General features: G+C 57.6%; 14 protein-coding genes and 3 tRNA genes. 10 read left to right on the plus strand and 7 right to left on the minus strand.

Annotated features, from left to right (window positions below):
• The first annotated feature begins 108 nt into the window (after positions 1 to 108).
• From ACYQ11_RS00410 to ccsB, 3 genes are all read left to right on the plus strand, one after another.
• The gene (locus tag ACYQ11_RS00410; protein ID WP_459921755.1) at positions 109 to 1761 is read left to right on the plus strand and encodes a Na/Pi cotransporter family protein; all 1653 of its coding nucleotides are present in this window, start codon (positions 109 to 111) and stop codon (positions 1759 to 1761) included.
• Positions 1762 to 1934: 173 nt separating this feature from the next.
• Positions 1935 to 3302: a cytochrome c biogenesis protein ResB gene (gene resB, locus ACYQ11_RS00415; RefSeq protein ID WP_459921756.1), complete on the plus strand. Its 1368-nt coding sequence runs from the start codon at positions 1935 to 1937 to the stop codon at positions 3300 to 3302.
• A gap of 20 nt (positions 3303 to 3322) precedes the next feature.
• Positions 3323 to 4165: a c-type cytochrome biogenesis protein CcsB gene (gene ccsB, locus ACYQ11_RS00420; RefSeq protein WP_459921757.1), complete on the plus strand. Its 843-nt coding sequence runs from the start codon at positions 3323 to 3325 to the stop codon at positions 4163 to 4165.
• Between the two features lie 135 nt (positions 4166 to 4300).
• On the opposite strand, the gene ACYQ11_RS00425 is transcribed toward ccsB, so the two are convergent.
• The 5 genes from ACYQ11_RS00425 to lnt all read right to left on the minus strand — a co-directional run bounded on the left by ACYQ11_RS00425 (position 4301) and on the right by lnt (position 9475).
• Positions 4301 to 5083 carry a TatD family hydrolase gene (locus ACYQ11_RS00425; protein ID WP_459921758.1) on the minus strand — a complete coding sequence of 261 codons (783 nt, stop codon included), beginning with the start codon at positions 5081 to 5083 and terminating at the stop codon, positions 4301 to 4303.
• 77 nt (positions 5084 to 5160) lie between these two features.
• Complete coding sequence (gene thiL, locus ACYQ11_RS00430) at positions 5161 to 6117, minus strand: thiamine-phosphate kinase (RefSeq protein ID WP_459921759.1); 957 nt, start codon at positions 6115 to 6117, stop codon at positions 5161 to 5163.
• Between the two features lies 1 nt (position 6118).
• Entirely contained in the window at positions 6119 to 6667 is a 549-nt protein-coding gene (locus ACYQ11_RS00435) for an HD domain-containing protein (protein ID WP_459921760.1), read from the minus strand.
• Positions 6668 to 6672: 5 nt separating this feature from the next.
• Positions 6673 to 7771, minus strand: a protein-coding gene (gene prfB, locus ACYQ11_RS00440) for a peptide chain release factor 2 (RefSeq protein ID WP_459921761.1) whose coding sequence is annotated in 2 segments (ribosomal slippage) — positions 6673 to 7701 and positions 7703 to 7771 — 1098 coding nt in all. Because the reading frame shifts where the segments join, the coding sequence is not laid out codon by codon here.
• A gap of 120 nt (positions 7772 to 7891) precedes the next feature.
• Positions 7892 to 9475, minus strand: coding sequence for an apolipoprotein N-acyltransferase (gene lnt / locus ACYQ11_RS00445; protein WP_459921762.1), 1584 nt, complete (start codon positions 9473 to 9475; stop codon positions 7892 to 7894).
• A gap of 398 nt (positions 9476 to 9873) precedes the next feature.
• Between lnt and ACYQ11_RS00450 the strand changes: the two genes are divergently transcribed.
• Positions 9874 to 10182, plus strand: a complete 309-nt coding sequence (locus ACYQ11_RS00450; RefSeq protein ID WP_459921763.1) for an STAS domain-containing protein — start codon at positions 9874 to 9876, stop codon at positions 10180 to 10182.
• A gap of 21 nt (positions 10183 to 10203) precedes the next feature.
• Here the strand turns inward: ACYQ11_RS00450 and ACYQ11_RS00455 are convergent.
• Both ACYQ11_RS00455 and ACYQ11_RS00460 read right to left on the minus strand, forming a co-directional pair.
• Positions 10204 to 10280 (minus strand) — tRNA-Pro (locus ACYQ11_RS00455).
• Between the two features lie 113 nt (positions 10281 to 10393).
• Positions 10394 to 11173 (minus strand): N-acetylmuramoyl-L-alanine amidase family protein, encoded by a 780-nt coding sequence (locus tag ACYQ11_RS00460; RefSeq protein ID WP_459921764.1) that lies wholly within the window; start codon positions 11171 to 11173, stop codon positions 10394 to 10396.
• Between the two features lie 301 nt (positions 11174 to 11474).
• Here ACYQ11_RS00460 and tig point away from each other — a divergent pair, with 301 nt between their 5' ends.
• The 6 genes from tig (at position 11475) to ACYQ11_RS00490 (ending at position 17610) form a co-directional block, all read left to right on the plus strand.
• Positions 11475 to 12797 (plus strand): trigger factor, encoded by a 1323-nt coding sequence (tig, locus tag ACYQ11_RS00465; RefSeq protein WP_459921765.1) that lies wholly within the window; start codon positions 11475 to 11477, stop codon positions 12795 to 12797.
• A 145-nt stretch (positions 12798 to 12942) separates the two neighbouring features.
• A complete protein-coding gene (gene clpP / locus ACYQ11_RS00470; RefSeq protein WP_459921766.1) occupies positions 12943 to 13563 on the plus strand; it encodes an ATP-dependent Clp endopeptidase proteolytic subunit ClpP in 621 nt (206 codons plus the stop codon).
• A gap of 1 nt (position 13564) precedes the next feature.
• On the plus strand, positions 13565 to 14809 hold the full coding sequence (gene clpX, locus ACYQ11_RS00475; protein ID WP_459921767.1) for an ATP-dependent Clp protease ATP-binding subunit ClpX: 1245 nt from the start codon (positions 13565 to 13567) through the stop codon (positions 14807 to 14809).
• A gap of 138 nt (positions 14810 to 14947) precedes the next feature.
• A complete protein-coding gene (gene lon, locus ACYQ11_RS00480) occupies positions 14948 to 17317 on the plus strand; it encodes an endopeptidase La (protein WP_459921768.1) in 2370 nt (789 codons plus the stop codon).
• Between the two features lie 120 nt (positions 17318 to 17437).
• Positions 17438 to 17513, plus strand: a tRNA-Val gene (locus ACYQ11_RS00485).
• Positions 17514 to 17533: 20 nt separating this feature from the next.
• Positions 17534 to 17610 (plus strand) — tRNA-Asp (locus ACYQ11_RS00490).
• Positions 17611 to 17614: the final 4 nt, after the last annotated feature.

The raw sequence follows: 17614 nt of genomic DNA on the forward strand, positions 1-17614 counted from the left end.
AGCAAAACGATGGGATTTCCAGTCGCAATCCATGGTTGACATCATCGGGTCATTCCACTATATGAGGCTTACTTGAAACAATGTGACTCATAAACGCAGGAGATCTTTGTGGACTCGATAAACTGGTTTGGCTTGATCAGTGGACTGGCCGGCGGGCTGGGCATGTTTCTCTACGGCATGAAGATGATGTCCGAAGGGCTCCAGAAGGTCGCCGGCAACGGATTGAAAGCCTTTCTGGAAAAACTGACCATGAACCGCGTGGTCGGCACCATGGCCGGCGCCGGCGTCACCGCCATCATCCAGAGCAGTTCAGCCACCACGGTCATGGTGGTGGGCTTTGTCAACGCCGGGCTGATGAACCTGATGCAGGCCCTGTCCGTGGTGCTGGGGGCCAATGTGGGCACCACCATCACGGCCCAGCTGATTTCCTTCAAAATCGGCGCTCTGGCCTACCCGGCCATCGGCATCGGGGTGATGCTCCGCATGTTTTTCAAAGACAAGCGGGCCCAGTACTACGGTGAAATTCTCATCGGATTCGGTCTTCTGTTCACCGGCATGGCGGTGATGGAAGGCGGTTTCAAGCCCCTTCGCACCAACGAGACCTTCCGTCACGCCTTCATTTATTTTTCCACCAATCCGCTGGCGGCGGTTCTGGCGGGCACAGTGTTGACCATGATCGTCCAGAGCAGTTCGGCCACCATCGGCATCACCATCGCCCTGGCCACCACGGGGCTCATTGATTATTACGCCGCCTGCGCCCTGGTGCTCGGTGAAAACATCGGGACCACCATCACCGCCAACCTGGCCGCCATCGGCACCAGCCCCGCGGCGCGACGGGCCGCCTTCGGCCATTTCCTGTTCAACGCCCTGGGCGTGGTCTACATGCTTGTTTTTCTCAAGCTGTTCATCATCGGCGTGGACTTTCTGACTCCCGGCGATCCCAACCTGGTCACTGCCGAGGGGGTCCGGCCGGACATTGCCCGGCACATTGCCAACCTCCATACCGGATTCAACATCATCAACGTCATTGTCTTTTTGCCGTTGCTGCATATCCTCGCCCGAATCTGCGAAAAAATCATTCCGGGAAAAGACCAGGTGGGCAACAAGTTTCTGTTTCTCGACGACCGCCTGATCGAAACCCCCTCCTTTGCCGTGTCCCAGGCCATGAAGGAAGTCAAGCGGATGTCCGGCATCTCGCTGGAAATGCTCAAGCTGTCCAAGCAGTGCTTCTTCGAGCGTGACAAGAAAAAGATTCAGGCCATCTACCAGCATGAAAAAACCGTGGATCTGCTCGAACGGGACATCACCCTGTTTCTGGTGAAACTGAACCAGCAGCCGATCAGCGCCCAGATTTCCCGGGACATCAACAGCATGCTCAACGTGCTGCATGACCTTGAAAAAATCGGGGATTATGCGGAAAACATCGCCATCTACACGGAAAAAATCATCGACGGCAACGTGGTGTTCTCCGATGCGGCCATGGAGGAGATCAGCCAGCTGTTCGACGTGGCCATCCGTTTCACGGAAAATATCATCAGCGAATACAACCGGGGCAACCTTCCCAAGAAGGTCAACACCGATGACGAGGACCTGATCGACTCGCTGCGCAAGCAGCTGCGCATGAAGCACATCGAGCGGCTTCACGACGGCACCTGCACCGTGGAAAACGGTATTTTTTACATCGACATCCTGAACAACCTGGAGAAGACCGGCGACCAGGTGTTCAACATCGCCCAGATTGTGATGGGGGAAATCAAATAGCCGGTTGTTTCGGTTTATTAGCCCGAAAAGGCGGCGGTCCCGTCCCGCGAGCGCCTGTTTTCTCCTTGCATTCCCTATCGTAAGACTATAGTTTAACCGGTAACGGTTTGGACAAGGCCCCTGGTCACCGGGGCCTTTTTTATGCGATCGACTCTTACATAAGGATCAACACCATGAGCCGGAACAAACCGCCTGAAAACCTCTTTGACAGAATCTGGAATCTGTTTGCATCGGTTCGATTCTCGGTTCTGATTCTGGTTCTTCTGGCCGTCACCTCCATCATCGGAACCCTTATTCCCCAGAACCAGCAGCCCGTTTATTACTTCCGAACCTTCGGGGAAACGGCCTATCGGGTGATGGAATTTTTGAATCTGTTCGACATGTATCATTCCTGGTGGTTTCGTTTCCTGATGATGATGCTCGCCATGACCCTGACGGTCTGCTCGCTGGAGCGCCTGCCCGCCGTCTGGAAAATCGTCCGGAAAAAGCCCGTCTACGATGCCGGTCGGTTCAAAAACCTCAAGGATCGTCACACCGTCGAGCCCGCCGGGTCCTTCGACGACAAGCGGGCCGAGATCGTCCGGCTGATCGAGAAAACCTTTGGAACCTGTCATGAGGAAACGGGGCCTGCCGGTCCCGTGTTTTTCAGCGAAACGGGCCGCTGGTCCCGCATGGGCGTCTATGTGGTCCACGGCAGCATTCTCCTGCTTCTTTTGGGCGGGCTGATCGGATCGCTCTGGGGCTTTGAAGGCACCATGACCATTCCCGAAGGCGAAACGCGGGACCAGGTGAGGCTGAGAAACTCCGATCATTCGATTCCCTTAGATTTCGCGATTCGCTGCGATGATTTCACGCTGTCCCATTACGACAACGGCGCCCCCAGCGAGTACCGTTCGGATCTGACCATTCTCGATCAGGGTCGGGAGATTCTGAAAAAGAGCATTATCGTCAACGATCCCCTGCGGTTCAGGGGCATCAATGTCTTTCAGTCCAGTTTCGGGGTCCTGGCCGGAGATACGGCGACCCTGACCTTCACCAGTACGGCCTCGGGCATGAACTACGAACGCACGGTGACCATGAACACCCCCCTTGACCTTCCGGAAAATCTGGGAACCTTTACCCTGGCCCATCACATGAACGCCTATCCCTTCATGGGTCATGACCTGGGGGAATGCTTCATCGGCCATCTGGAAACGGCCGACGGCAAACGGGAGGACGTGATCCTTCCCATCCGGTTCAACGGGTTTGACAAAATGCGCAAAGGCGCGGTGACCGTGGCCGTGGCGGATTATGAGAAACGCCATTACACCGGCCTGCAGGTCACCCGGGACCCGGGCGTTTTACTGGTCTACCTGGGTTTCATTCTGATGATTGTCGGATGCTGGACGGCCTTTTTCATGTCCCACCAGCGGGTCTGCGTGGAAATTCAAACGACAGGCGAAGGCAGGTGCCGGGTGACGGTGTCCGGCACGGCCAACAAAAACAAGCTGGGCACGGCCCTCAAGCTCAAACAACTCGCGTCCCGAATCAAGGACGCCTGACAGGATAAAGGACCTCGCTTATGACAAGTTCACTGGTATTGGCTATCGTTACCTTTGTCTACGGTTTTTCCGCGGTGATGTACATTTCCGCCTGGATCTTCAACAAACAGGCCTTGGCCCGGGTCGGCATGGCGACCGCCCTTGCGGGGGTGGCGGGCAACCTGATCGGTTTCGTGCTGCGCTGGATCGAAACCTACGCCCACGGGCACGGCTACATTCCCCTGTCCAACCTCTACGAGTCTTTGGTGTTTTTCGCCCTGACCGTGGCCGTGGTTTGTCTGTTTCTCGAATGGAAGTACAAAAACAGCCACATCAACGCCGTGTCCATCACCCTGTCGTTTCTGATCATGGCCTACGCCTCCCTCAAGGCCGGCCAGGGCGCCGCCGCCATCCAGCCCCTGGTGCCCGCCCTGAAAAGCAACTGGCTGACGGTCCACGTGATCACCTGCTTTCTCGGCTACGCCGGTTTTGCCATCGCCTTCGGCATCAGCCTGATGTACCTGGTCAAAAAGGCCCTGGATCGTGGGGACGCGGGTGCGGTCAGCCGAATTCCGGCCTATGACCTGCTCGACGAACTGACACAGCAGACCATCATGTTCGGCTTTCTTTTTCTGTCGCTGGGTATCATCACCGGCTCGGTCTGGGCCAATTCGGCCTGGGGCTCCTACTGGTCCTGGGACCCCAAGGAGACCTGGTCCCTGATCACCTGGTTCATCTATGCGATCTTTTTGCACCTTCGGTACGTCCGGGGCTGGGACGGGACGAAAATCGCCGTGATTTCCATTGTAGGGTTCATGGCGGTGATGTTTACCTATTTCGGCGTGAATTTTCTGCCGGGGCTTCACAGCTACGCCAAGGGCTGATCCAAGACGGCTTCGTAAAATGTCCGATATCTGCGTTACGCGTCATCCCTCGTCACTGCGGCGTACCCTTAGTACGCCTCATTCCTCGGGACTCGCAAGCCTTGATCTCGAACATTTTACGAAGCCGTCCAAATTTCATTCAATGCCGTAGAGCCTGACCGTGTTGTCCCAGATCACCCGGGCCAGGCGGTCGGGGTCGTCATCCCGGAGTTCGGCGAGCTTGAGAAAGGTCGAGCGGACAAAGGCCGGTTCGTTGCGGCGGGTTTTGTTCTTTTCCGGGGCCGGGGTCAGATAGGGGGCGTCGGTTTCGATGAGCAGCCGGTCCTCGGGAATGGCCCTGACCTGACGCCGGAGGTCCGCACCCCGGGTCTTTATGGTGAGAATCCCCGTGATGCCGATGTGAAGGCCCAGATCCAGATAGGCCGCAAGCTCGGCGTCATTGCCGCTGAAGCAGTGAACCACCCCTCGAAGCGAGCGCCGGCCGGCATGGTGCCGGACCATCTCAAGAAAACGTCCGCCGGAATCGCGTTCGTGGAAGATCAGGGGGAGATCCAGATCGGAGGCGGCTTCCATCTGTTTTTCGAACCAGTGTTCCTGAACCGCCTGCGGTGAATGCATGCGGGCGAAATCCAGGCCCGTTTCCCCCCAGGCTTTGACTTTGGGCCGGCCTGCCAGGGCCTTCAGATCATGGAGTGCCCGGTCCGTGGCCCGGGAGGCGTCATGGGGATGGATGCCCACCGAGCAGTAGAACATCGGCTCTGCGTCGGCCATGCGCACCAGTTCGGCCGAGTTGGCCTCGGTGATGCCCACCAGCATGACGGCGGCAACGCCGGCGGCCTTTGCCCGTTCCAGAACCCCGTCCATGTCTTTCCGGTAGGATGCATCATCCAGATGACAGTGACTGTCGAATAATTTCATGGCGCCTCTCCTTAATAGTGAATCACAAAACCAAACCGTTTATCACCGGACGGCCCAGGGATCAATCTTTTTTGACGTCAAAGGGCGGGTCCGCCGTGAACGAAGGACCGGGCGGCGTGGGGAGGGTTGAGGATGCGGGCGCCGTCAAAGGGCAGGCAGGTGCCCACCCGCATCATGCCGGGCAGGGCGGGATAAAGGACGTCGGCGTGTGATTCCTCGCAGGCGAACAGCAGCTCGTAATCCTCGCCGCCGGCCAGCATCATGTCCCGGGCTGAGAGACCCTGATCCCGGCAGTAGGCCCAAAGGTCCGGGTCAAGACGGGTCTCGTCGATCTCGAAGCGGACGGTAAGATCCGAGGCCTCGGCCACATGGCGGGCGTCACCGGCCAGTCCGTCGCTGATATCGGTCACGCAGCGGATGCCGTGGTCGCACAGAATCCGCGCCGCGTCAAATCGTGCCTTCGGGCGTTTGAAGGCCCGGATCAGGGCCTGGGGCGCGGACCGATTCGCCTCAAGGGCGTGCAGGCCGGCCCGGGCCAATCCCAGGGGGCCGGTCACATACAGCCCCTGGCCGGCGCGGGCTTCCGAGCGTCGGGGAAAAAACGACGGGTCCCCTTCGCCCACGGCAAACAGATCCAGGGCCAGGGCCGAGCCCGACGAGAGATTGCCGCCGCCCAGACCACAGCCGTAAAGGCCGAGGGCCTCACCCAGGCCTTCATACAGGCGAAGGACCATGGCCTCGGTCATCCCGCTTGGCAGGGTCAGATTGACAAACACCGAAATCGGCCGGGCAAAGGACGCCGCCAGATCGCTCAACGTGACCGAGACGGCTTTGAATCCGATGTCCTCAAGACTCTGCCAGTCCAGACGGAAATGCACGTCCTGCCGCTGGCAGTCGGTGGAGATGACCGGACGGGAAAGCCCGGAAAGAAGGGCGGCGTCATCGCCGGGGGGAACGAGGAGTTCCGGATGATGCCGGTTGATCCGCTCGGCCTGCCGGCGGATTTTTTCGATCAGGTCGAATTCGTCGAACATGTCAGTTCCCGAACCGGGCGAGCCATCGCCGGAAGGTGAGGACATGGTCCTCACCGAACCGGGACAGGTCGTTTAGAATCTCATCGACGGATTTTTCCCGGCCGATGGCCCCCGGCGTCTTGGAAAAAAATTTGTCGGCATAGCAGACGATGGTTTCCTCGAGGGTCAAAGGCACCATGTCCCGCAGGGGCAGGCCCAGGTTTCGTTTTGCGATGGCGTCTTTGGTGATCCCGGTCAGCGTGTGCCGTTCGGCCACCAGGGCGTGCCGGGGAAGCCCCAGATCATCCAGGATGTCCCGTCCCAGGACGCCGTGAAACACATAGGGATGCGCCCCCCGGCAGCCGATGGCCGGGGCCGTCGTGTGAATGACGCCGATATCGTGGAGCAGGGCCGCTTCTTCGATGAACACGCGGTCCGGGGCCAGATGGGGCACCCGGTCCGCAATCCGGCAGGCCTTGTCGGCCACGCAGCGGCTGTGTTCCATCAGAACCCGGCAGGCCGTCGAGCCGGGGTCGTAGAATCGATGGACGATCGCATCGGTGTCGATCATGGCGCTTAGTGGACTCCGGACAAGAGGGCCGATTCGATAAACGGATCGAGTTCCCCGTCGAGCACGCTTTTCACGTTGCCGGTTTCATGGAGCGTCCGGTGATCCTTGACCATCTGGTAGGGATGGAGAATGTACGACCGGATCTGGCTGCCGAAATTGATATCGTCCTTGCCGTCGTGCATGGCCTGGAGTTTTTCATCGCGTTTCTGTTTTTCCATCTGGTAGAGGCGCGACTTGAGGACCCGCATGGCGATTTCCCGGTTTCGATGCTGGGAGGATTCCTGCTGGCACTGAACCACGATGCCCGATGGAAAGTGGGTGATGCGGATGGCGCTGCTGGTTTTGTTGACGTGCTGGCCGCCCGATCCGCTGGCCCGGAACACGTCGATACGGATGTCCTTGTCCTCCACGTCCACCACGATTTCGTCGTTGAGTTCCGGACAGACAAAGACGGAACAAAACGAGGTCTGGCGTTTGCCGTTGGCGTTGAAGGGCGAGATTCTCACCAGGCGGTGCACCCCGCTTTCCACCTTGAGAAAGCCGTAGGCGTTTTCTCCGCTGACGGTAAAGGTCACCCCCTTGACGCCGGCCTCGTCGCCGGGCTGGTAATCAATGACGGTCTGTTTGAATCCCTTCTGGTCGCACCATCTGGAATACATGCGGAACAGCATTTCCGCCCAGTCCTGGGAGTCGGTGCCCCCGGCGCCGGCATTGATCGACACGATGGCGCTGCAATCGTCTTCCTTGCCGTTTAGCATCATCTGCATGGACATGCGGGCCAGGCGTCGTTCGATATCGCCGATCTGCTGTTCCACGTCCCGGAGGGCGGAATCGTCGGATTCCTCCACGGCCAGTTCGAGAAGAACCTCGGTGTCCTCCACCTGGGCGTTCAGATCCTTCCAGTTGTCAACGGCTTGGGTCAGGGACGTGCGTTCCTTGAGGACATCGGCGGTGGCGTCGGGATTGTTCCAGAAATCCTTGTGGGAGATCTGCGCTTCAAGCTCTTTGAGTCGGTGTTCTTTGCCAGCTAAGTCAAAGACAACCTTCGAGCTGATTGAGTTTGACATGAATGTCCTTGAGGACGCTTTTCAGTTCTGAAGACATGGTCGTTTCCTCCACCGTAAGTGAGTTTGGATGATGGTCGTGATTCCGGCCGGGCCACGGGGCTCCGGGCCGGAAGGCAACTGGCCTATTCATAAAGGAACAGGCGTGAGATGTAAATATTTATTTGGGCTCCCGGGGGCCGTGGTGGGCGTCGGGCCTTTTTCGTGAAAACCAAAACAGGCCGAGCAGGGCAAAACACAGTCCGGCAAACAGATCGCCCAGACGGGTATAGAGGGTCCGGATATCAAGAAGGGGCAGGGTCCGTGTCGCTTCCGCATCGACATACAATCCGGTTTCAAAAAGGGTGCGCCCCACCGGATCGATGAACCCGCTGATGCCGGTATTGGCGGCCCGGGCCACGGCCCGACGGTTTTCGACCGCTCGGAAGGTGACCATGGAAAAATGCTGATAGGGCGCGCTGCTCCGGCCGAACCAGGCATCGTTGGTCATGTTGACCAGAACCTGGGCCCCGTTTTGAACCATGGCCCGGCTCAGCCCGGGAAAGATCACCTCAAAACAGATCTGAACCCCCAGAACCGCCTTTTCCATGGTCAGGGTTTCACCCCGTTTTCCCGGAAAAAACTCTCCGGACTGCTCGGTCAGTGTGTTGATGAAGAACAGCAGGGACTTCAGGGGGACATATTCGCCGAAGGGAACCAGATGGACCTTGCTGTAGGTCCCCAGGCGTTCGCCGTTTCGATCCAGAAGATGGGCGCTGTTGTAAAAATGGAAGCGGTTTTTTTTCTGAACGAACGAGGGGAACCCGATCAGAACGTCCTTGCCGATGAATGCGATGCGTTGCCGGAGTTTGTGGGTCGGGTGTTTGTCATGGCCGAAATAGAACGGTGCGGCCGTCTCCGGCCAGACGATCAGATCCGGAGAGGACGCTGCGGCCCTGACCGACAGATCATGATATTTTTCAAGGGTTTTGGATTGATAGGACGGCGTCCATTTGAGGGACTGGTCGATGTTGCCCTGGATGACCGAGACGGCCAGGCCGGGGGCTTCGGCCGCCAGGCGATCGATCTGTCTGATGCGCAGTTCCCCGTAGGCCAGCGCGCCCAGAACACAGAGCCCGGCTGCGGTCGCCTGGATCAGGACGGTCCGGGCGCTCACCGGGCTGCCCTGCCAGCCGGCCTTCCGGCCATGGGCCAGAAGACCGAACAGTGCCGCGTTGACCATGACGATCAGGAAGGACAGCCCGTAAACGCCGGTGACATCGGTCATCTGAATGATCCTCACAAAGGGCTGCTGGGAATACCCGAGCAGTTCCCAGGGAAAGCCGGAAAGGGCGTGGGCCCGGACATACTCCAGGCAGACCCAGAGCGAAGGCGCCGCCGCGATCAGGTAGGCCGGATGCTTGCATCCTCTGGCCAGTATGGCGCAGAACACCGCGGGATAAAGGGCCAGGTAAAAGGCCAGGAGCGCCAGGATGGGAACGCACAGCACCATGGGGATGTAGCCGTAGGTGTGGAGGACATGAAGGATCCAGGGCAGCAGGGACAGGTAATGGGCGCATCCGAAAACCCATCCCGCCAGGGCGCTTTTTTTCGGTGAAAGATCCCGGATGATCCAGAAAAGGGGCACGAGGGCGATAAAGGCCAGGCCGTACCATCCCGCCTTCGGGAACGACAGGGTCAGTCCCGCCCCGGCCGCTGCCGACGCAACTATGATTCCGATATCGTTGTGACTGATCCTGACCATCTTTTGTTTGCCCTTTCGTCGGTTCAGCTCCGTTTCATACCGCGCCGGGTGATCGCGTGATATTCTGAGGCGGACTCGTAGACAGTCATCCTTATCCGGCCGGGCTCCGGGGTGTCAACCGGTTTTTCGACGATCACCGGGATACGGCCGGCCATAACGCTTCAAGAATGGGCGGGCGTGAACAATTCGTTTGAGATTTAAAAATGAATATGATAAAAATTGGGTAACGTTTTAACCGATGGAGTGCCATGCGCTTCCTCCCCCAACGATAGACACGACTCTTATCATACTTCGAAAATGACAGTTCATTGCCGTTTTCAGCCCAATGCTCTTTGCATCGATGTGACGGGTGAAACTACCTTGCGACGACTTTTTTAACCATAGATGGGGTGTCAGTTATGAGTATAATCAACAAAAACGGAAATCAGGTCACCATCAAGCCCGGCAAGGATGTTGTCGCATCCATGGCCAACGAGTTCAGGGCGGAACTGAATTCCCAAATTCAGGAGTCTCCGTCCGAACTGGTCATTGACCTCTCCGGCGTTGAAATGGTGGATTCCGTTGGCATTGGTGTGATTATCGCGACCCATAATTCACTGGATCAGAAGGGCGGCAAACTCAAGGTCATCAATATCGCCGACGATATCTACGGACTGTTCAGCACCATGCGGCTGGACCGTCATTTTACCGTGGAAAAGGCAGGCTGACCACGCAAAGCGCGATAAGGGTGGTCGGGGCGGCAGGATTCGAACCTGCGACATCTTGCTCCCAAAGCAAGCGCGCTACCAGGCTGCGCTACGCCCCGATTTTTCCGGTGTGATCCGTCACGAACAGAGCCCGCAATTTATCATTCTTTCAAACAAGGTGCAAGCCATAAATCATCCGAACGTCCGGCCCGTTGCGGCCGGGCGTCAATGCTCAGTGCGTCTTGGAAAACCCCTTGGAATATTTGCTGAAATATTCATCAATCCCCGCGCGGAGCGCCTGGACCAGGTGCTCGATCATGCGCGGGTCCGCCATGAGTTTTTCATCCGTGGGACAGGTGATGAATCCTGCTTCGACGATCACGGCCGGCATGGCGGCCGCCGACAGCACGGCGGCGGGCAGTCCCGCCGTCCGGACCGGGGCAATGCCGGGAATCCGGCCGACATGATCCGACATCATCCGGGCCAGGGCCTGGCTGACCGGGGTGAATCGGATCTGGCCTCCGTCCCACAGGGCTTCCGCCGGGTCGGTGGGACTCCCTGGCGCTTTGTCGGGCTGTTCGTAATAATAAATGATGATGCCCCGTCGTTCCTGAACGAGGGACGCGCCGGCATGCAGGCTGATCAGCAGGTCCGCCCTCGACCGGTTGGCCGACTCTGTGCGGACGGAAATATCAAGGTCATAGTCGCCGGTGCGGGTCAAGCCGACGCGGTAGGTCGGTTGCAAGGCGGTTTCGAGCGCCCTGGCCAGGCCCAGGGTCAGATCCTTTTCAAGCAGTCCGGCGGCACCCCGGGCGCCGGCGTCCGAACCGCCGTGCCCGGGATCGATCTCGATCCGGGGTTTGAGGCGGTCAAACAGGGTGTTTTCCGCAAAGCCCGTCGCTGCGATCATCACCGTTATCAGAAAGAGGACGCCGTAGAACCGTGTCAAACGGACCGGGGCGGGGCAGCGACCGCCCTGCGGCGGGGACTTGGGTGACGGGAAAAGGTTCATGCTCTATTTTCTTGACAGTCTATTCGTTTGATATTACTTTTGCAAATTGGCTTTTTATTTACAAGACGTAGGCACCCTGATAATTAAAAGGCCTGAAGCGGAACGGATGCGAACGCATCATTCATGCAGCTGTTTGAACCGTCGCGCTCAATATAGTGAATAACGGATGGTTTGAACAGTTTTTTTTAGATTATTCTGCCGCGCCCCGCCGCTGGACGGCGGCCCGGGCAGTGAGGGGAAACGAGATCATAACAACCAGGGGCCTCAGTCGTCTGAGTCTCCGCCGAAAAGAGGGAAGATAATGCAAGTAACCATTGAAGACGTGAATACCGTTAAGAAAATTCTGCATATTGAAGTGCCTGAAGAACGCGTGATCAGCGAAGTGGACGCCGCCTACGCCAAGCTCAAGAAGACCGCGAAAGTCAACGGATTCCGTACCGGAAAAGCCCCCAGAGCCGTTCTGGAGCGCAAATTCAAAAGCGATGTGCACGGCGACGTGACCAACACCCTGATCCAGAGCGCCCTGTTCGATGCCATCCGTGAAAACAAACTGAACTACATCGGCGATCCCCTGATCGAGCAGGTTCCCGATCTCGATCCCGCAGCCGCTTTCAAATTCAGCGCCACCCTTGAATTGATGCCCGAGATCGGGGATATCGATTTTACCAACCTCGCCGTGACCCGAACCCTGTACGCCCCGTCGGAAGAGGAAGTGGCCGGTCAGCTCGAAATGATCCGGAAGAACCTCGCCCGGCGCGAAGTCCTTGACGAGGCCCGCCCGGCTCAGGAGAACGACTTCGTCCTGATCGACTACGAAGGCCTGAAAGACGGACAGCCTTTTGACGCCACGCCCAAGGCTGAAAACGTCAGCCATAAAATCGGGTCGGCGGTGCTTTCCCGTGATTTCGACGATCAGCTGATCGGCATGAACGCCGGTGATATCAAACGGTTCGACATTGCCTACGCCGACAGTTACATCAACAAGGCCCTGGCCGGCAACACCGTGGCCTTCACCGTCAAACTCAATGCCGTCCAGAAAGAGGTGCTCCCCGAGCTGGACAATGATTTCGCCAAACGCGTCGGCGACTTCGAGACCCTCGACGATCTGAAAACCGCCATCATGGACAACCTGAAGAGCGGGTACGACAAACGGATCGAGCAGGAAGTCAACGAACAGATTTACAATGCCCTGCTCGACCGGGTGGCCTTTGATGTCCCCGACATGATGATCCAGTATGAACTGGCAAGCATCATCGCCGAGGCAGAACGCGGCCTGATGATGAGCAACATCACCCTTGAGCAGATCGGCAAAACCCGGCAGGACCTCGAAGAGGAATACAAGGAGCTTGCGGAAAAACAGGTTCGCCGTCATCTGATCCTGGGATCCATCATCAAACAGGAAAAAATCGAACTGAGCGATGAGGAGCTGGAGGAAGGGTACCAGGAGACCGCCAAAGCCATCCGGCAGCCCGTGGAAGGCATCCGGTCCTTTTACCGGGCAAACCCCGACAAAATTGATTATTTCAAGCATACCCTCCTTGAAAAAAAGGCGGTGAAGCTTATTATGGAAAAGAGCAACATCACGGATGTGAAGCCTGAAGAGTCGGAATCCGCCGGCGAATAAAAAAAGCTCATTTTTTTGTTCGTCTGTGATAGAATAACCGCAAGTCTTCGGATTTGCCCGTGAATCCCGTGCGGATCGGATGCATGCCGTCCGTCCGAACGGGACCGGGGCCGCCGACAGCATGTTCTTTATAAGGAGGTTAGACGTGTCACTGATACCCATGCCGTATGTCATTGAGCAGACCAGCCGGGGCGAACGTTCCTACGACATTTATTCCAGGCTTCTCAAAGACCGGATCATTTTTCTGGGAACGGCCGTCAATGACGACGTGGCGAATCTGGTTGTCGCACAGCTGTTGTTCCTCGAATCCGACGACCCGGAAAAGGATATCAATTTTTATATCAATTCACCCGGAGGCGCCGTCACGGCGGGCATGGCCATTTACGATACCATGCAGTACATCAAACCGGATATTTCCACGGTATGCATCGGCCAGGCGGCCAGCATGGGGGCCATGCTTCTGGCGGCCGGCACCCGGGGCAAACGCTTTTCCCTGCCCAATTCCCGGATCATGATCCATCAGCCTCTGGGCGGCGCCCAGGGCCAGGCCTCGGATATCGAAATCCAGGCCAAGGAGATCATGCGCATGAAAGAAACGCTCAACCAGATGCTGGCGTTTCATACGGGCCAGGACATCAAGCGGATACGCAAGGATACCGACCGTGATTATTTCATGTCCGGCGAAGAGGCCAAGGCCTACGGACTGATCGATCACGTGGTGACCAACAGGCGCGAGCTGGAAACGCTGGACAAGACGGAGGGCTGATATGACAGATCCTGGAGATGGGAACGATAAACTTTTCTGTTCGTTCTGCGGTAAGAATCAGAGAGAAGTCAAAAAGCTGATTGCCGGACCGAATGTTTACATCTGCGATGAATGCATCCAGCTTTGCGGAGAAATCATCGACGATGAAAGCAACCGGGTCATCGAGCGTCCCGAAAAGCTGATGACGCCGCGGGAAATCAAGAAAATGCTCGATGAATACGTGATCGAGCAGGATCACGCCAAGAAAATTCTCGCCGTGGCCGTTCGAAATCATTACAAGCGGCTTGATTCATCCGTGCGGACCGATGACGTGGAAATACAGAAAAGCAACATCCTTCTGATTGGTCCCACCGGCTGCGGCAAAACCCTGCTGGCCCAGACCCTGGCCCGGTTCCTGGATGTGCCGTTCACCATCGCCGACGCCACCACCCTGACCGAGGCCGGTTATGTGGGTGAGGATGTGGAGAACATCATTCTGGCCCTGCTCCAGAATGCCGACTACGACGTGGAAAAGGCCGAGCGCGGCATTGTCTATATTGATGAAATCGACAAAATCGCCATGAAGTCCGACAATCCCTCGATCACCCGGGACGTGTCGGGTGAAGGCGTTCAGCAGGCCCTTTTGAAAATCATCGAAGGCACCACGGCCAGTGTGCCGCCCAAGGGGGGACGGAAGCATCCCCAGCAGGATTTCGTCAAGGTCAACACGGCCAACATCCTGTTTATCTGCGGCGGGACCTTCAACGGCCTCGAAAAGGTCGTTCAGCGTCGCACCGGCAAGAAAGCCCTGGGCTTCGGCGCCAACGTCCAGAAGCAGGAGGATAAAAGCCTGGGCGAACTGCTCAAGCATGTCCAGACCGAAGATCTGGTCAAATTCGGCCTGATCCCTGAATTTCTGGGCCGTCTGCCCGTGGTGGCCACCCTGGGCGAGCTCAACGAGGATTCGCTGGTCCGCATTCTCACGGAACCCAAAAACGCGCTGGCCAAACAGTTCCAGAAGCTGTTCGAGTACGAAGGGGTTCGCTTGCGACTGACCGATGAAGCCCTTCGGGCCGTGGCGAAGCTGGCCGTGAAGCGGAAGTCGGGCGCCCGGGGGCTCCGGGCCATTCTCGAGAACGCCATGCTGGATATCATGTATGAAATTCCCTCCCTTGAAGATGTCGAAGAGTGCGTGATCAACGAAGACGTCATTCTCAAGGAAGAGGAACCCATACTGATTTATTCGTCTTCGAAAAAACAGGCGTAACCTGGTGGCGCCGTCGGGAGGGACTCCGCTCCGCCCGACGGCGTTCACGGAATCGGGGCCGACCGCCGGGGCCGACGATTCACCCCATGTCATGGACCCTCCATCCCTTAACCCGAACAAGTTGCCGATATGATTAATATGCCCAAGATGTTCAAGCCCGATGACGCCGATGACGCCGGCATCGTTCTGCCCATCCTTCCCTTGAGAGATATCGTTGTTTTTCCGCATATGGTCGTCCCCCTGTTCGTGGGCCGGACCAAATCGGTCAATGCCCTGGCCGAGGCCATGAACAAGGATAAAACCATTTTCCTCGCCACCCAGAAAGTGGCCGGTGTGGATTCTCCCAGGGAAAAGGATATCAACACCACCGGAACGGTCGGTACCATCCTGCAGCTGCTCAGGCTTCCCGACGGGACCGTCAAGGCCCTGGTCGAGGGCAAGGCCCGTGCCCGGATCCGTTCGTTTATCACCAGTGAAGAGTTTTTTCAGGTCGAGCTCGATCCGATCTACGAAGACGATGCCGCCACCCCCGAAAACGAGGCCCTGGTCCGGGCCGTGACCAGCGGATTCGAGGCGTACAGCAAGATCAACAAAAGCATCTCCCGGGACATCATCACCAAGGTGTCGACCATTACCAGTCCCTCGAAGCTGGCGGACACCATTGCCTCCCACATTGCCTTCAAGGTCAATGAAAAGCAGCAGCTGCTCGAAACCATCGATATTTCCGAGCGCCTGACCCTGCTTCTCAAGCTGATCAAACGGGAAGGCGAAATTTATGCCATGGGCCAGAAAATCAAGGGCCGGGTGCGGGATCAGATCGAACAGACCCAGAAGAATTATTATCTCAACGAGCAGATGCGGGCCATCAAGCGGGAAATGGGGGCCGATGAGTCGGCCGATGACGAACTGCAGGAACTTGAACGCCGGATCAGCGCGAAAAAGCTGAGCCGCGAGGCGGCGTTCAAAGTCAAGCAGGAGTTCAAGAAGCTCAAGATGATGTCCCCCATGTCCGCCGAAGCCGGTGTGGTCCGGAATTATATCGACTGGATTCTCGATCTGCCCTGGTACAACCGCAGCAAGGTCAGCCACGACCTGATGCGGGCCGAAGCCATTCTCAACGAGGACCATTTCGGCCTCGAAAAACCCAAGCAGCGGATTCTCGAGTACCTGGCCGTCCAGTCCCTGGTCAACAAGATCCGGGGCCCCATTTTGTGTCTGGTTGGCCCGCCGGGGGTGGGCAAGACCTCCCTGGCCAAATCCGTGGCCCGGGCCACGGGCCGGCGTTTTATCCGGATTTCCCTGGGCGGGGTACGCGACGAGGCGGAAATTCGGGGGCACAGGCGGACCTATGTGGGGGCCATGCCGGGGAAAATCATTCAGAACCTGAAAAAAGTCGGCGTCAACAATCCGGTGTTCTGTCTGGATGAGGTGGACAAAATGAGCATGGATTTCCGGGGCGACCCCTCATCGGCTCTTCTTGAGGTTCTGGATCCCGAGCAGAACAGCAAGTTCGGGGACCATTTTCTCGATCTGGATTACGATCTGTCCGACATCCTGTTCATCACCACGGCCAACACCCTGTCCGACATCCCCCTGCCCCTTCAGGACCGCATGGAGGTGATCCGGATCGCCGGTTACACGGAAATCGAAAAATATCAGATCGCCCGGAACCATCTGATCCCCAAACAGGTGAAGATGAACGGGCTGTCCATGGATCACGTGACCTTTTCCAAAAACGCCGTCACCACCATCATCCGGGATTACACCCGGGAAGCCGGCGTCCGTAACCTGGAGAGGGAGATTTCGGCCATCTGCCGGAAAACGGCCCTCGACATTGTCAAGGCCAAGGACCGGAACAAGGTGGTCATCTCGTCGAAAACCGTGCAGAAGCATCTGGGGCCCGAACGCTATCGGTTCTCCCAGCCCGACAATCTGGACCAGATCGGCATCGTCACGGGTCTGGCCTGGACCGCCGTGGGCGGGGAGCTGTTGTGCATTGAAACCGTTCTCATGCCCGGCAAGGGCAATCTGATCGTCACCGGCAAACTCGGCGACGTGATGAAGGAATCGGCCCGGGCCGCCATGAGCTACGTCCGGTCCCGCTCCGAGCGGCTCAATATCAACAAGGATTTCTACGGCGAGAACGACGTGCACATCCATGTGCCCGAGGGCGCCATTCCCAAGGACGGCCCGTCTGCGGGTATCGCCATGTGTACGGCTCTGGTGTCGGCCCTGACCAAACGCCCGGTGGATCGAACCGTGGCCATGACCGGGGAAATCACCCTCCGGGGACGCGTGCTGCCCATCGGCGGTCTCAAGGAAAAGATTCTGGCCGCCCACCGGGGGGGCATCAAGCGTGTGATTGCCCCGAAGGACAACGAAAAGGATCTGGCCGAAATCCCGGCTTTCATTACCAAGGAGATCGACATCCGTTTCGTGGAGAATCTGGATCAAGTCCTTGAATCATCGCTTATTGTCAAAGATAATGAGCCGTTATTCAAAGACTGATCCCCGCCGCGCTCCGGGGATCAAAGAAAATGATCAAAACGTTGATTATTCGCTTGACTCACACGAACGATCCTGTTAAATATTCATCCGTTTTGAGCCGGAGGAAATCCGGTGTCTCCCGGGCGATTAACTCAGTTGGGAGAGTGCAACCCTTACAAGGTTGAAGTCGCAGGTTCAAGCCCTGCATCGCCCACCACCCGCAAACTTCTCAGTTTCGGGGGCGTAGTTCAGTTGGTTAGAACGCCGGCCTGTCACGCCGGAGGTCGCGAGTTCGAGTCTCGTCGCTCCCGCCACTTT

The organism is Desulfatiferula olefinivorans, assembly GCF_054657895.1.

What these genes read in the sequence shown, in the direction of transcription:
- thiL (WP_459921759.1), bottom strand. Translation starts at nt 6,117, where the DNA reads ATGTTCGACGAATTCGACCTGATCGAAAAAATCCGCCGGCAGGCCGAG.
- lon (WP_459921768.1), top strand. Translation starts at nt 14,948, where the DNA reads ATGCCCAAGATGTTCAAGCCCGATGACGCCGATGACGCCGGCATCGTT.
- resB (WP_459921756.1), top strand. Translation starts at nt 1,935, where the DNA reads ATGAGCCGGAACAAACCGCCTGAAAACCTCTTTGACAGAATCTGGAAT.
- ccsB (WP_459921757.1), top strand. Translation starts at nt 3,323, where the DNA reads ATGACAAGTTCACTGGTATTGGCTATCGTTACCTTTGTCTACGGTTTT.
- lnt (WP_459921762.1), bottom strand. Translation starts at nt 9,475, where the DNA reads ATGGTCAGGATCAGTCACAACGATATCGGAATCATAGTTGCGTCGGCA.
- tig (WP_459921765.1), top strand. Translation starts at nt 11,475, where the DNA reads ATGCAAGTAACCATTGAAGACGTGAATACCGTTAAGAAAATTCTGCAT.
- ACYQ11_RS00460 (WP_459921764.1), bottom strand. Translation starts at nt 11,173, where the DNA reads ATGAACCTTTTCCCGTCACCCAAGTCCCCGCCGCAGGGCGGTCGCTGC.
- ACYQ11_RS00435 (WP_459921760.1), bottom strand. Translation starts at nt 6,667, where the DNA reads ATGATCGACACCGATGCGATCGTCCATCGATTCTACGACCCCGGCTCG.
- ACYQ11_RS00425 (WP_459921758.1), bottom strand. Translation starts at nt 5,083, where the DNA reads ATGAAATTATTCGACAGTCACTGTCATCTGGATGATGCATCCTACCGG.
- clpX (WP_459921767.1), top strand. Translation starts at nt 13,565, where the DNA reads ATGACAGATCCTGGAGATGGGAACGATAAACTTTTCTGTTCGTTCTGC.
- ACYQ11_RS00450 (WP_459921763.1), top strand. Translation starts at nt 9,874, where the DNA reads ATGAGTATAATCAACAAAAACGGAAATCAGGTCACCATCAAGCCCGGC.